This is a genomic window from Sporosarcina sp. G11-34 (genome assembly GCF_026931025.1).
In genome coordinates this window covers 1-14,444 of the sequence record NZ_JAHNZW010000029.1, presented here as the reverse complement: position 1 = coordinate 14,444, position 14,444 = coordinate 1, and the positions used below count along the sequence as shown (strand labels likewise).

General features: G+C 35.8%; 20 protein-coding genes. 1 reads left to right on the top strand and 19 read right to left on the bottom strand.

Translation table 11 applies throughout. The features are described from left to right. Positions 1-462: 462 nt before the first annotated feature. The 12 genes from KSU66_RS21110 to KSU66_RS21060 all read right to left on the bottom strand — a co-directional run bounded on the left by KSU66_RS21110 (position 463) and on the right by KSU66_RS21060 (position 7,490). On the bottom strand, positions 463-600 hold the full coding sequence (locus KSU66_RS21110; RefSeq protein ID WP_269053424.1) for a hypothetical protein: 138 nt from the start codon (positions 598-600) through the stop codon (positions 463-465). A 98-nt stretch (positions 601-698) separates the two neighbouring features. Then, positions 699-1,298 (bottom strand): hypothetical protein, encoded by a 600-nt coding sequence (locus KSU66_RS21105; RefSeq protein ID WP_269053423.1) that lies wholly within the window; start codon positions 1,296-1,298, stop codon positions 699-701. A 109-nt stretch (positions 1,299-1,407) separates the two neighbouring features. After that, positions 1,408-1,902, bottom strand: a complete 495-nt coding sequence (locus tag KSU66_RS21100) for a GNAT family N-acetyltransferase (RefSeq protein WP_269053422.1) — start codon at positions 1,900-1,902, stop codon at positions 1,408-1,410. A 135-nt stretch (positions 1,903-2,037) separates the two neighbouring features. Continuing rightward, a complete protein-coding gene (locus KSU66_RS21095) occupies positions 2,038-2,238 on the bottom strand; it encodes a hypothetical protein (RefSeq protein WP_269053421.1) in 201 nt (66 codons plus the stop codon). Between the two features lie 112 nt (positions 2,239-2,350). Continuing rightward, positions 2,351-2,713, bottom strand: a complete 363-nt coding sequence (locus KSU66_RS21090; RefSeq protein WP_269053420.1) for a hypothetical protein — start codon at positions 2,711-2,713, stop codon at positions 2,351-2,353. 41 nt (positions 2,714-2,754) lie between these two features. Then, on the bottom strand, positions 2,755-3,180 hold the full coding sequence (locus KSU66_RS21085; RefSeq protein ID WP_269053419.1) for a hypothetical protein: 426 nt from the start codon (positions 3,178-3,180) through the stop codon (positions 2,755-2,757). A 465-nt stretch (positions 3,181-3,645) separates the two neighbouring features. Then, positions 3,646-4,212, bottom strand: coding sequence for a hypothetical protein (locus tag KSU66_RS21080; protein WP_269053418.1), 567 nt, complete (start codon positions 4,210-4,212; stop codon positions 3,646-3,648). Positions 4,213-4,321: 109 nt separating this feature from the next. Next, on the bottom strand, positions 4,322-4,579 hold the full coding sequence (locus KSU66_RS21075; RefSeq protein WP_269053417.1) for a hypothetical protein: 258 nt from the start codon (positions 4,577-4,579) through the stop codon (positions 4,322-4,324). 17 nt (positions 4,580-4,596) lie between these two features. Beyond that, positions 4,597-4,752, bottom strand: a complete 156-nt coding sequence (locus KSU66_RS21505) for a DUF4083 family protein (RefSeq protein WP_443029016.1) — start codon at positions 4,750-4,752, stop codon at positions 4,597-4,599. Positions 4,753-4,905: 153 nt separating this feature from the next. Further along, on the bottom strand, positions 4,906-5,421 hold the full coding sequence (locus KSU66_RS21070; RefSeq protein ID WP_269053416.1) for a GrpB family protein: 516 nt from the start codon (positions 5,419-5,421) through the stop codon (positions 4,906-4,908). Positions 5,422-5,656: 235 nt separating this feature from the next. After that, positions 5,657-6,148, bottom strand: coding sequence for an LURP-one-related/scramblase family protein (locus KSU66_RS21065; protein WP_269053415.1), 492 nt, complete (start codon positions 6,146-6,148; stop codon positions 5,657-5,659). Positions 6,149-6,269: 121 nt separating this feature from the next. Beyond that, complete coding sequence (locus KSU66_RS21060; RefSeq protein ID WP_269053414.1) at positions 6,270-7,490, bottom strand: MFS transporter; 1,221 nt, start codon at positions 7,488-7,490, stop codon at positions 6,270-6,272. A gap of 510 nt (positions 7,491-8,000) precedes the next feature. Between KSU66_RS21060 and KSU66_RS21055 the strand changes: the two genes are divergently transcribed. Further along, positions 8,001-8,417, top strand: coding sequence for a VOC family protein (locus tag KSU66_RS21055; RefSeq protein ID WP_269053413.1), 417 nt, complete (start codon positions 8,001-8,003; stop codon positions 8,415-8,417). Positions 8,418-8,541: 124 nt separating this feature from the next. Here the strand turns inward: KSU66_RS21055 and KSU66_RS21050 are convergent, their stop codons facing one another. The 7 genes from KSU66_RS21050 to KSU66_RS21020 form a co-directional block, all read right to left on the bottom strand. Further along, complete coding sequence (locus KSU66_RS21050; RefSeq protein WP_269053412.1) at positions 8,542-10,203, bottom strand: FAD-binding protein; 1,662 nt, start codon at positions 10,201-10,203, stop codon at positions 8,542-8,544. A gap of 529 nt (positions 10,204-10,732) precedes the next feature. Next, entirely contained in the window at positions 10,733-11,431 is a 699-nt protein-coding gene (locus KSU66_RS21045) for a DUF7003 family protein (protein WP_269053411.1), read from the bottom strand. A gap of 562 nt (positions 11,432-11,993) precedes the next feature. After that, positions 11,994-12,131 (bottom strand): hypothetical protein, encoded by a 138-nt coding sequence (locus KSU66_RS21040; protein ID WP_269053410.1) that lies wholly within the window; start codon positions 12,129-12,131, stop codon positions 11,994-11,996. Between the two features lie 158 nt (positions 12,132-12,289). Next, positions 12,290-12,790: a GNAT family N-acetyltransferase gene (locus KSU66_RS21035; RefSeq protein WP_269053409.1), complete on the bottom strand. Its 501-nt coding sequence runs from the start codon at positions 12,788-12,790 to the stop codon at positions 12,290-12,292. Between the two features lie 255 nt (positions 12,791-13,045). Next, complete coding sequence (locus KSU66_RS21030) at positions 13,046-13,483, bottom strand: GNAT family N-acetyltransferase (protein WP_269053425.1); 438 nt, start codon at positions 13,481-13,483, stop codon at positions 13,046-13,048. Between the two features lie 108 nt (positions 13,484-13,591). After that, complete coding sequence (locus KSU66_RS21025; protein WP_269053408.1) at positions 13,592-14,137, bottom strand: GNAT family N-acetyltransferase; 546 nt, start codon at positions 14,135-14,137, stop codon at positions 13,592-13,594. A gap of 101 nt (positions 14,138-14,238) precedes the next feature. Continuing rightward, on the bottom strand, positions 14,239-14,444 hold a 206-nt coding region (locus KSU66_RS21020; RefSeq protein WP_269053407.1), incomplete at its 5' end, for a hypothetical protein.

The window sequence follows — 14,444 nt, the reverse complement described above, 5'->3', positions numbered from 1 at the left end:
CGTTCAAAGCGCTGTTTTGCTGTAACTGTTGCAGGGGAAGATGGTGTAAATATGCCAATGGTATCTCCCTTTCTTAATGGTTCCATAAGAATGTATTCACCTCTTTAAAATTCTAGTTTCATAAAGATATTGCTCGACAATCTGGCCCGTTTGTTGAATGAACATGTATATATCGGTCGCTTGGAGTGCAGGCGCCGACTCCGGGAGGATTAGCGTGAGTCTTGAGACCCTGGACGGAGCGCAGCGAAGGAATTAAAAGCAGCTGTATAATTTCTGCAAAGAACGCAAAAATTATACAAAACTCACCCTTCGTTGTTCGTCTGGCTCAAGCCACGCCCTCCGGAAAGCGTGCGCCGGAACGGAAAGCAACGCGCTATGTATGAAACATAATGGCCCGAATATAGGATACGGGTACAAATCCTTGTTGCAGAATAGTACCCGATTGCTTTACAAATTTCTAATCTATTTTTTGATATGTGTTTTTATTGCTAGAATTTCCTCTTTAAGTTTGTGGTTTTCTTTCTTAATTTTTGCTACTTCAACCTGAGTAAATAATAAAGCTCCCAATGTTAGATATACAATAATTGTAGTTAAAGACATTAATAATAACACCCCTTTTTATTTCCACAAAGCTCCTAATTGTAGACCATCCTTATTCATTAAACGCAACCGTTAGTTCAATAATATAATTTTTCGTACTATGAAATTTTTTCTACTCTACACTTTTGGCAAAGTGGATATTCAGATAAAAAAGTAGTCATTCTTTGCTTCATTTCTTCAAATGAAACACCGTAAAAATATAAAACTGTTTGTTCTGGACCTTCCCAATAGCTGTATAATTGTCCAGAACCATTGAGCACTTTGTTAATTTTTTCAATTACATAATTTATATCACAGTTTTGATACACTTCTTCTGTCAATTCTGTACCATTCAAATAAAGTGCTAGACCTTCAAGGGTTCCAACAGATTGTTCGAACCCATCGCCTAACAGAAAAGAGCCCTTTGGTACGCCAATTCTATCAATAATTTGAAGTAGTTTATCAACATTTTCCATATTGTTATCTTTAAGCAGTATTTCTATATCGCAAAACTCTATTTCGCCTGTTTTCTGTTGCATCATCGTTCCGCCACCGTCCGTGGTACCGCATTTACTATCCTCTAATCCTTCGTTAAGAGGGACCTCGAAAAACTCGCTACGGTCAAAAGGTAGTAACCGCGCATTAAGTTGCAATGTTAAATGATATTTATTATTTTCCTTTTTTCTAAAAATATCAAACAGCCCCATTTTTACCTCCATATATTTTTATAAGATTACATCAATTCTTATTGAACTAATCTGGCTCCGATTGAAGCATAGTCCTTATTCAACAACTACACCCAATAGTTGAAGAACGGTTTTCTCTTTTTTATTCAAGGACATACTTATAGAACTTTTTATCAACCTCTAACACAGGAAAATTCTCAGGCAAATCATTAAGACCAATACTTATAAATCCATTTTTCTCATAAAATCTATGGGCAGCTAAAAATTGCGGTGTAGTTCCAAGAAACACTGCTTTGATTGGACGTTCGTTTGCCCATTTAATTGCAGTATCTAATAAAAGACTTGCAGTTTTATATGTTGCTCCTCGATATTCTTTATTTACAAACATCTTCCTTAATGCTACTTGATTATTCCCTATATCTAAAAGACTGATTGTACCAACTACATTTTCATCATAAAGGGCAACCCAAAAGTTACCGTTCCCCCTCTGATAATACTCTTCTATGATAAACAAATCCGGCTGGTCATCCTTCGTAATCGATATATTATATTCCTGTTGTTGAATTTGAAGAATTAAATCTACAACTTGTACTTGATTCTCACAAGAGTATTCTTTCACTATTGGACTGTTGTTCATAAATCACACCGCCAAAATATTATTTTTACTAACTGGTTTTATTTTACTACAAGATATTTTTGTATTTCGTTCTTTCACTAGTAAATTTGGCCCGTTTAAGGTGCAATCCTTTTCGTTAATTGCGCCTGTTAGTGGTTAAACATATATAGGAGCATTTACTCCAGAGAGAATTATTAAAAGGGATATGGAGGCAATTATGGTATGTTTTATTGATATTTTATCATCTTTTACTAAGGAAGAAATCGCAAGAACCAATGATATAACAAATACAAAAGGCCAGATAAACCAAGTCTCATAATATAAAAAACCTGATTCTTGCATCAAACTATGCAACATACAATCTCCCTCCCGCTTTATTGATCATACTTACTCGTCAAATTCAATGGCCCGCTAATCAAACGGGGGGCAAATTCTACCTCAACAATCACCCCTAATTGCGGAAGACCTTTTACCAATTAAATATCAACATTATGACGCTTGATGCAAGGAATACAGCAAAAAATGCAAGGGTGTAATAAGTCTTTCCCTGTCTTTGGGTTTTACTTTTCTTTTCGTAATCTTTCCAACCAATAAATAAACCTACAAACATTCCTATAATTCCTATTCGTAAAATCAAAACTACATAGTCGTAAATGGGCTTATAAGAAGTTTCATAACTACCATTACCCAAATCTTGTACATCTTTATAACTAACAAATAAAATTGAAACAGCTAATCCAAATAATAACCCATATAAACCTGACTTTTGTAACTTATTTTCCATATTCCCCCACCATTCTCTATAATTTGGCCCGATTGTAATACGATCCATAATCATTTAACGCACGCGATTATGGTACAACGTACACCCTGTTATTTCTCCAAGATTGTATAATCTTTTGTTTTGAAAATTGGTACGTCATATTTATTAGCAAAATCAATCAAATCTTTATATAGACTATCTGGGCTAAAATTAGTGATTCGAAAATTGAATGCTTTTTTGTTTTTTATAACTACACATTTTCTTGCCCATCCAACACGCTTAAACTTCATATTGGAAATTTGTTCACTGCTAACCGTCCTATTGTATAAAGGTAATGAAAAAAGACATATTTGAAACGTCAAAAAACTATCCAGTATTTTAAGTTTAAAATTTACAAAAATCGTTAAAAGGATAACTATCGCCGCTGGAACCAAAACATACAACATCCAAGTGTCATCATTCAAGGTCAACAACAATATTAATAACAGGAAAAGACCGAACAATACTACTCTCTGGGTTTTTGCATTATAGGTCATATTTATCCCTCCCAATCTTCTAAAAGAAAATGACCCTATTACTGAAATAAGTGCAATCCTTCTTCAAGAATCGCGCCCGCTTGTTAATGTAAGGCTGGCCAATTACAATAATTTCTTAATTAATTTAACTAAAAGTTTCGCAGAGAAATATGACAGTGGAATCCCTACAAAAATTAGGCTAGGTACACCGATGTCGGGTAATCCTGTTCCGTAAATATAGCGGTCCTCTAGGTACGCAATTATTTTAAAATATTGAACAAAGAATATAAGTATCAATACTATAAAGGCAAACTCTTTATATACTAAATTTGTTGCATCTACTTTTTTCCGAAGATTACGAGAATACTCTTCTTCCTCGATATAACTTACCTCCCTTTGAAATACGAATGGCTTTTACGGATTTAGCTATCTTGCCCGTTTCAAGCACAATGCTTTTTCAATAACTGCACCTAATTCTTGAGAATATTAATCAATTAATACTTCAATCTTATCTTCATTCTCAACCATCAGTTTTTCTAATAAATCAAGATACTCTTCCCCAAATTCATCTATCCATTTTCCGTCATTAATATCTGCTTCACCTAATTTAGCCTCGAGATAAGTATTGATATATGCATTTTGTTCAATTATTTTTTTAGCATATTCTCTCTGGAAATCTTCTGGAGTCATATCTAACTTCTTAGCTTGAGATTCGGCATACTTCCGAATTTTCTTACCACCTTGGTCTTTTGTACTTTTAGGAGGAAGTTTTTCAAATTCTTCCCGTTTTTTTTCACCAATTAAATTGGTGGAAATATCGAGGTCCATTTCCGTTACCGCCTGTTTTACCAATTCTGCTTCTATTGCCCAATTAAGATAATCTAACGCAGTATCATCAGGATATAAAAAACGTAAATCTCCTACCGTAATCTCTTGACCATTTACGATCGCTGCTGCTTCATTATCATCGTATTTTGAAATACCGCTACATCCAGCTAACACAATAGTTCCAAGTAAAATCCCTTTGTAAAGAAGACTCTTCAATATCCCCACTCCTTTTCAAGAATACTTCACCATAAATGAGCCGCCGTTGGATATAGACCCAAACACTTATCAATCAACCACGCCCAATGATTCTACAGATCATAGTAGAGCTTCAAGTTCACATTTTATTTTTCTTGGAAATAAGATAAATTAATAGCGTTATAATTGCGGTGTTTTGGATAGCTAATACGCTGACACCTACTAGAACCTCATCGTTGGATTCTGCACCCAATATACTACCTATAACGATAAAACTAATAAAAGCTAAGATAATCAAACCAATAAACATCAAAATATATTTCAATTGATGATCCCCCTTATCGTTGATAAATAGCACTTGTGGACCGTTACCGAAAAGGGATAAATTCTTCTTCACGAATCGGTTCCGTTGGACTAAGATTTGTTTTCTTTTTCTAACAAAGTAATTAACTTATCTAATTTATGTTCTATTCTCTTATTGCTTTGGATTTTCTTCTGTTGATTACTAAGTAATAAGCTGAACATTAACGCAAGAAAACAAACGAATGAGATTCCTATCAACACTTGCATATTTATCTAACTCCTTTTAGGTACTAGCAAAAGAGTTATAGTTTTCCATAACTTTTTCACAGCAAACCAATGGATTATCTAGACGATACCCTTCAAAGAAATTGATTCGATTGAAGCATAGCCTTTTTTAATATCGTTTAATTTTAAAAAGTGTCATTGCTGCTTATACCAAGAAATTGCTTTTGTCTCTAATTCCTTCACAAAACCATCTTTACCATCACCATACAATTGAATGTCGTTCGGAAACATTTTTGCAAGATCTTCCTTTAAGTCACCATATTGCTTAGCGTCTTCAGAATGTGTTCGAAGATAATCCCTTACGGCTAAGTGACGATCAACATCTATCACGTTGTCTATTTGAAATACGTGTATTTGATGTGTTCTATGATCTGCACCCTTTCTAAAATATCTTCTCCCTTTAATACCAAACTCCCCTAGAGATTCATAGCCAATCTGTTCCATTCGTTCAATAAATAAATCTACTTTTTCAATATTTTCAACTACCGGCATAATGTCTATGATTGGTTTAGCTTTTAAACCAGTTACGGAAGTGCTCCCAATATGGTGAATCTCTACTAATTCATCACCAAGTATTTCTTTAATCAAGTAAGCCTCATCTTTGAACATCTGAGACCACTTTTCACTATGGTTTTTTATCATTACCTTCATAAAATCCATCACCTTTACCCTGGAATTTGGATACTAGATGTTAGTTACACATTTTTTTACAGGTTACTAAACCAAGTCGTATTAAATAAATGACGTTCTATCTTAGTATTTGGCGGTTAACGGAACAACAATAAAATTCCAAATGAATCTTAAAAAATTAACTAGCTCCTAAATAAGAAGCTAGTTAATGTTCTAATTCAATGTCCATTGGCTTGTAAATTCAAATTTGTACCTCTTAACCAGATGCTGCAGCCGCATCCTGTTCAGATTTCGCACAGTCAATAGCCACAACGAGTGCCACGAGTAGGGATTCCATTTCATCATTCGCAATTTGTAACTCGTAACTATCACCCCATGTGAACCACTTTTTGCTGACTGCACCGATGAATGTTTCATTTTGATACACTTCAAAATTCATGTCCCACCAATTGCCGCGTACTTCTATCCCTGCCGCGTCAATTGAATAGCGTGCTTTTAAAAAAGAAAACTCCTTTTTTATGGTCATTGTTTCTTGCCCCTGCACATCAACAAAAAAAGTTGGTAGGAAGCTAAATGTTTTTTTCGTAATCATCGCGACTTCATTCCGAGCATCATCTGTAATCGAGAACCTCTTCGGTATTTGCATAAAGCTTCCTTCTACAAAATACACTTCGTTCTCCTCTGCATTTGTCACCGAAAATTTTTCGCCCAAGCTAAATACTTTTTGCTTAATATACAGCTGTCTCATGTAACCCCTCCTCATATCTAAACGATTATCAAACAAATCTATTACCTCTTATACGATACCGTCTCAGTAAGGTTTCAATGTTCAGCAAACTCTTTATAATAAAGAAGCGACGCACCGTATTTTATACAATATTACTTGCTTCTCCAGGCTGCAGTTCATTAAAAATCGTTGCCTTTTTTCTAAAGTAAAAAATGACAGCCATTAAACACACAAGAATAAAGGCACATAATACAAGTGTCCATAGGGTTACACTGATTGGGTATCGGTCTATTAGTCCGCCAACAACCCTCGGCAGGAATGCGCCGCCTAATCCCCCCATTGCCATCAATATACTTGTCGTCCATTCCTCTAATCCTTTAGTCGTTTCATTAATAATCAAGAGGCCAATCGAGAAAACCCCGCCCATTAATAAACCCGTTAAAAAAATAGAGATAAAGCTAAATAAGACAGTGGTTGAATAAGCAAACATCAACATAGTAAAAAACTGTCCAATACAACAAATAATAAAGAGCTTGCTATATCCGATTCTATCTATGATACCCGTCATACTAATCCGCCCAATTGTCATCGCAGTCCAAAAGACAGTAATGCTTAAAGCCAGTGTGGAAGCATCTAAATTCGTTGTTTTACTCATGATTGTTGGCAAGTAGTTTGGCAAAACCATCTCAGTTCCCACATACATGAAGAAAAATAACGCACCCGTCGCAATAATCGGTAGCTGCTTCTTAGCGTAGCGTTTTCTTACAGGTTTATTCCCGTCTTCAGTTAAAGCCTTCGTCTGTCTTTTTAATACCGGATCCAACTCTCCAAACGAAAGAAATAACCAAAGTAACATAATGATCGAAGCAAATACCGCTACAAATGTAAACGAAAAATTCCAAACACCTGTCATGATTAAAACAGCAGAGACAACTGGGATCAATAATGCTCCAACGCCAAAGAAGATTTCAACTATGACAAGAGTTACAGCCTTCTTTTCCTTTAAATGTCCAATAATTAGGGAGGCAACAATTGTCTCAGCAATCCCTATTCCGGCCCCACCAATTGGCGCTACCGCTAACATCAGATTCCAATTTGGTAGGATGCTAAATACAAACTGAGAAACGGCAAAAGTTAGTAAGGCAAGAAAAATCGTCATTCTTCGACCAATCCTGTTGACGATGAGCGGCGCAAACATTACGCCTCCTAAAAAACCTAGAAATTGATTCATAATCAACTGTCCGCCGTCTCTATAATGAATCCCATATGAATCAACCATGGGTTCTAAAACAGTTCCTATGATAATATGACCAAAACCATTCAAACAATAGATTAAAGATGCAATCCATACAAATTTCTTCATGTTATTCTCCGTATCTGCACTATTCCGCATTATTTGAAAATAGTTCTTCTATTTCCATACTAACAATAATTCCCAGTACCGTCTATATGATTTTTAGTTCATTGCGCTATGAATAATGGTCACAGAGAAGTCTGGTTTACTCCTATCCCGTTGCTTTCCGTTACGAGTGGACGCTTCTACTTCAATCAACTAGGTTTCGCTATTTATAAGTTTGTTTTCTTCATTAGTAAGTAACCGCCCTCTTGCGAAACAAAGTTAGCCCCATACGTCCCTTATTCACTGCAATACCTGCTGCAATTCTTATCATATTAAGCAGTTCTAACGATTTCCTTTCCTCCTCAGAATGTGGTTAAATAAAAGTACAATTAACTGATACTTTTTTATTTTATTATTTAAGCTGAAGATTACTGCGTGACAAAAAATTATAATTGTCTGGATTAACGATAGTTGCTTTCAATGGTACAAGAACCTAAGTCATTACTGTATTTCAATATCAGGAGGTTGTTACGTATGTCGAGAGGGTTATGGTTGAATCTACCAGTACGAGAACCAGAACGTGCGAAGGCGTTTTATACACAGCTTGGTTTTAGGTTGAATGAGCAGTATGCGAGTCAAGACGGCTCATTTAGCTTGATCGTCGGCGACAATCAAGTTGTTTTGATGCTTTTCCCGGAATCCGTATTCCGCGGTTTTGTTCGTAATGAGATTGCCGATTCTTCGCAGGGCACTGAAGTGTTATTTTCTTTGGGGGCGAACTCCAGGGATGAAGTTGATGAGTTCGCGTTGAAAGTCGAAATTGCTGGCGGCACTGTATTTAGCAAACCAGCCGAAAAGGATGGCTGGATGTACGGCTGTGGTTTTGCCGATCCGGATGGTCATCGATGGAACATTCTATATATGGATATGAGTAAAATGCCCCAAGGTTGAAAACTCGGTTCAGTTGAATGGTATAAAAACTAAATTAAACACACAAAGGAGTCCAAATGAATTGGACTCCTTTGTTTGCCTATACAACAACCTTTAGGATGAAAAAGCGACTGCTTAAGTTATGCTATGCTTGCTCTTTACAATATTTCGCAGCAATATAACCAAAAGTCATTCCGGGTCCTATCGTTGCACCTGGTCCGGGATAAGTTTCTCCCATTACGGCAGCAGAACTGTTTCCACAAGCATGAAGTCCATTGATTGGTGTTCCGTCTTCTTTCATAACGCGTGCATATTTATCAATGACCACCCCACCTTTTGTTCCAATATCTCCTGGATAAATGCGTAAGGCATAATAAGGCCCTTGATTGATTTCATCTAAATTAGGATTTTGTAACGTAGGATCTCCGTAATACTTATCATGTGCGGTTTCTCCCCTATGGAAATCTAAATCTTTTCCTGTTTTAGCAAATCCATTGAATCGCTCTATCGTTGCTACTAGATTTCCATAAGGCATTTTTAATTTATCTTCAAGTTCTGCAATACTGTCTGCTTTAATGACAATCCCGTGCTCATAATACGCCTTTGGAAAGTCTTGTCCAGGGAACAATCCAACGAACAAGTGTCTTTTCTTAGCTTTATGATCCAAAATGATCCAAGAATGAATTGCTTTTCCATCTGTAGCTTCATTACGTTCATACATTTTATCGACAAATTCATGATACGGTGTTGGCTCATTTACATATCTTTGACCGTTTTGATCCGTTATTATCATCGAAGGTATTGCACGGTCAGCGACTAAAAAGAACGGCTTTCCTTCGTGATCAATGACAGAAGGCGCCCCCCATACTTTATCCATAAAGGCCAATTTTGCTCCAAACTGAATCGTTGGTTCCAGGATATCTCCAGTTTGTCCTTCAGGTGATGAAGTCCAATCTTTCGTTGTTGGTGCGGGCAAATACTTCTCCCTATACGCTTGATTTCTCGAGAAACCACCAGCGGCTAATATGACACCTTTATTTGCTTTTACTTTGATTTCTATTCCATCCTTCAATAATTTAACGCCAATGACTTCCCCATTTTCTACAATTAAATCAGTAAAGGCAGTACCTAACCAAAGCTCACCTTCAAGCTCCTTATAAGCCATCGCAAATCTAGCAATTAACGCTTGCCCTAACGAGGCGTAGCGTTTTTTAAATAGTATGTGCTCTATTAATCGCTTGCCTAAAATTAAACTTCTAAACTTCCCTTTCCACGTTCTCGTAATCATATTCACGTGGCGGAAATCTTGTCCAGTCATAACAAAACCTTTTGTATCCATGGCTGGGGTTTTTATATTTTTCTGCCAATCTCCCAACTTATTAAGATTAAAAATTAACGGTTCAATCGAACGTCCTTCACCTTTTCCACCTTCAAGTTGCGGATAATAATCGGAATAATCATTTGCGTATGAATACCTTAAGTGCTCAGAAGCTTCATGAAGATAATCCAACATTTCGATTCCGCGTGTTAAATAAGTTTCTTTCATTTCATCAGAAACTTTATCCCCTATTGTTTGGTCCAAATAAGTTTTGGCCTCTTCAAATGAATCTTGCACTCCACCTTCTACCAAATATCGATTATTTGGAACCCAAACACCACCCCCAGAAAGAGCAGATGCCCCCCCATAAGCCTCTTCTTTCTCCACTATTAACGATTCTAAACCTTCATTTTTACTTGTGATTGCTGCTGAAAAACCAGAAGCACCTGAACCAATAACTACAACATCGTATGTGAAATCCCAATTCATACAAAACTCCCCTTTCTCTTTTTCACCATCTAGACAGCGTGACGATGCACACTTCTAATAAAATGAACCCATCTTGAATGATCTTAAATACACAAATAATACTTTAACCATTGAACCTTTCGCTTTCACAAACAACTATACCTTTGTACAGTTGAAATTTCTAGTATATTGCCAGTTTTTAACATAAAAAAATAGTCAACCTGACTCGCTTTTTAGCGCTCATTTTGACAATTCTTTAGGATCTATTAAATAATGTAATTCATAAAATATATAAGGAACCAGGTACCAAGATAAGGTTCTTTTGAATACCCTGTCGCATCATTCCTCATTTAGTTGATGAATATTTTTTAGCAATCGCACCCGAGGGGCCTATCTAACAAGTTGATTTCCGTTTCAGACCCTAAGTGCGGAAAGATAAAATTCTATCTTTCCCTGACGCATTCCGGAGTCCCCGTCTTCCACTTCAATCAACTAAGTGACTACAAGTAAACCTTATGCGAAAATCGCACCCTTTTGTTTAAAATCCTCTTTATTCCACATCTTCTTCTTGGTTTTCAAAATCGCTCCATACCCAATTAGACCAATGAGTATTTGATTCACCCGGTTTTATTAAATTTACATTATTCGCCTCAATTGCAAGTGCTATACTTTGAAAAAATATACTTTCGCTTGGCTTTTGTCCATCACTAATATCAGGGTGTTGCCATTCACTACTTTGATAAAATAATGGTAATTGAATATTTTCATCTATTTCATCTAATAGAGATTCGATTGTCAACCATAGTTTTTCTTCATATTTCGAATTTAGATACCGTAGCAGCTTGGTTGGATTAAATGCTTCAGTTTTAATGCCCAACTTTATGTATTCATCCTTTTGAGGGTTTAATGTAACCCTTTCTCCCATGATAAGAAGTTCAAAATGAAAAGGATTAACAATAAAGTTGCCTTCGTCATCATACCAGTATTCTTTGTTTTCCAAGGTTACAATGTCCTCAATACATTTTATTAACCCTTTCTTTCTAGTGACATTGCTATAAATATAAAGATCATTAGTTATCTCCTGGTTCCCGTCAATACCAACAACTTCAAATACAATTAACCATTTTTCTTTATCACTAAAAACAGTTATCCTACACTGTGCCATGTCAACATTATAATTATCTAGTATAGGGAAATTATAATTCTCAGTATAGGCATCTAATTCTCGAAGAATATTTTTTGCTTTCACACTATCACCCTTCCCAAATTTTTTTAATGTAATGCAAGTAAAGTACCCGAATATTGAAGAAATAGAAATACATAAGAAATACAAGTTCAGCTTTTCATCGTTTCTGAAGCCGTTCTTTTGAAAGTCATAGATTCAAAGTTTACTAATCAGCTATCACGTGATGCTCTATTTGTTCTAAAGTCCAAGGGTTATCACCTTTTTTTTCGTACAAAGAAAAGTATTCTTTATTTTCTTCAATCAAGTTCCAAACCATCTCTTCCTGAACAAGTATCTTAAAAGATTCTGCTTTTGTTTGATTATTTGGATCGTATGCTTCAATCCAAAATTCTTTGTAGTCACTTGAATGCCCTTTTTTAATTACAAATAAAAACGATTAAGTTGATGTGGAAGGTCCTCCACAAGCTGCGAGCACTAATAAAAAGAATATTATTAAAACACTCAAATATTTCTTCATTACTCTCCTCCAATAATTAAAATGCTTTTTCATTCAACAAAATGGCCTAATTGTAATACGATCCTTATTCATTTAACGCACCCAATTGTAGAAGGTATTGATAATGTCTTAATGCCCCTTATTTTCTATTTCTTCAATTCTTTTTTCTAACGCTTTGGTTTTATCTACTTGGTGTGAGGCAAATGCAAATGCTAAACCAGCAAATCCCAAAGCTAAACTAGCAAACCCCAAGGTAAAGTACTCCATAGCCATTCCCCCTTTTTCCTGCCCTAATTTTCTTTATCTAAGTATGCTAATCCAGCATTTATAAAAGGTTTCAAGTCAATTTTTTAACAATCTGGCCCAGTTGCTGAAACGGGTGCAAATCCTTCTTCCAGAATTGCACCCGATTGTTTAAATTAATTTTAGATAATATTAATCCAATAAAAGCAACTATCATTTTTCATTTCTTTTAGTTGTCCATTGTTAGACTCTATAACTTTTCTAGAAGCCATATTACTAACATCACATGTAAGTAATACTCGATCAATACCCTTTTCTTTAGCCTTTTGAAGTAGTTCTTTTAATAGTTTTTTTGCATACCCTTTTCCTCTATTGATCGGGCTAATCACGTATCCAATATGTCCACCATGTTGCAATAAGTTCTGACTTAGATAATGTCTAAGTTTTCCATACCCTACTGGCTTGCCATTTGCATATAACCAGTAAATCGTTTGTGGAACATATTGTGGCTCTAAATTTAATGCTTCCGACATTTCATAATTTCTAAGTAACTTTTCTTGGAATAAGGGGAAACTATCTGAATGCAAGCTATTAGCGAAGCCATTTTCCCCTACGCCTATATCTTGTATCATTTCAAATACATCAGTACCATCTTTTATGGTTAACTCTCGTATCTCAATCACTTTACTCCCCTTATTTATTTAATAATCTGGCCCTATTGTTGAATGAACATGTATATATCGGTTGCTTGTTGAATGAACATGTATATATCGGTTGCTTGGAGTGCAGGCGCCGACTCCGGGAGGATCAGCGTGAGTCTTGAGACCCTGGACGGAGCGCAGCGAAGGAAGCGGCTCAAGCCACGCCCTCCGGAAAGCGTGCGCCGGAACGGAAAGCAACGCGCTATGTATGAAGCATAGTGGCCCGATTGCGGATTACTATTTTAAAGGTTTCTTAAATACATAGCTTACTTTGTCATAATCCATCTTTCCCTCATAAAAACGATGGGCGTCTGTTCGCTGTAATCCCGATGATAAGGCGACACTTTCATAGGCATTTTCTTTAGCCCATTCGTGTACGTAAGCCAAAAGCTTTTCGCCGTATCCATTTGAACGATTATTCTTATCGGTAACTAAATCACATACCCATACAAAACGCCCGTAATAAAGAGTTATCATAGGTTTAAATCCTGTAACAGCGACAATTTCCCCTTGGTCATACAAGGCAAACAATCTGTACATATCCTTTTCTTTGGCCTCTGTTACCAAATCAAGATAGTTTTTTTCATCAAGATGTGTACGTAATTGATTCATCACTGGAAAAGCTTTAAGTATTTCCTTTTCAGATTGGAGTTCACAAATAGTTAGTATGTCCATGGCAATTTCCCCTTTAAATTTCATTTCACAATTTAGCCCGTTAATGGAATAAAACTTGTTCCACAATCTGCAACCGTTTGGTGAACAACTGTAGTAACTGCTCGAAATTCATTTATATTTTTTTTCAAATTCTCGTCTTAATAATCCATAGTAAGCTAAATCACAATATTCCCCAAATCGGACTACGTGTTGCTTTAATGTACCTTCATATTTTAGTCCGACTTTCTCCATTATTCTCCATGAACCAGGATTAGAAGTAAATGATGCTGCAAATATTTTATTTAGATTAAGATGAATAAATCCATAATTCAATAACTCTTTGGTTGCTTCTGTCCCATAGCCCCTACCCCAATATTGTTTTCCGATCCAATATGCTAACTCACCCCGTTTATAAGGAGCAGCCAAATTCAGGTTAATTAGTCCGATCAGTTGTTGTGATTCCTTTTCTGTTATAGCGAACATTACAACTTCATTATTTTTTTCCGCAGTAAGTATACTTTCAATAAATTGTATTGCCGAACCTTTAGGGTAGGGGTGCGGTATATTCAAAGTTGATTTAGCTACATCATAATCTCCAGCCAGCTCTTCTATTTTCTCTGAGTCATCAGAAATCAGGGGTCTTAATAATAATCTTTTCGTTTCTAACATATCCATTACATATCCACTTCCCATAATCGTACTTTTTCATATGCAACAAAATGGCCATATTACTGAAGAGGGTGCAGATTTCTTATACAAGAATCGCGCCCGTTTGCTTAAATGTCCTTTTCTTTAGTTCGGTCTTTTGACCATTTAGAAAAAACAAATAATTCACCGACTATTAACCCAACCGAAACAGCAAGGATTGCAGACTTATAATCCGGTTTATCAAATAAAAATGTAACAACTATAAATCCTATTAATAATCCAAAAACAACACTTACATAGGTTTTATATCTTTTCTTCAGATACCTTTTCATAG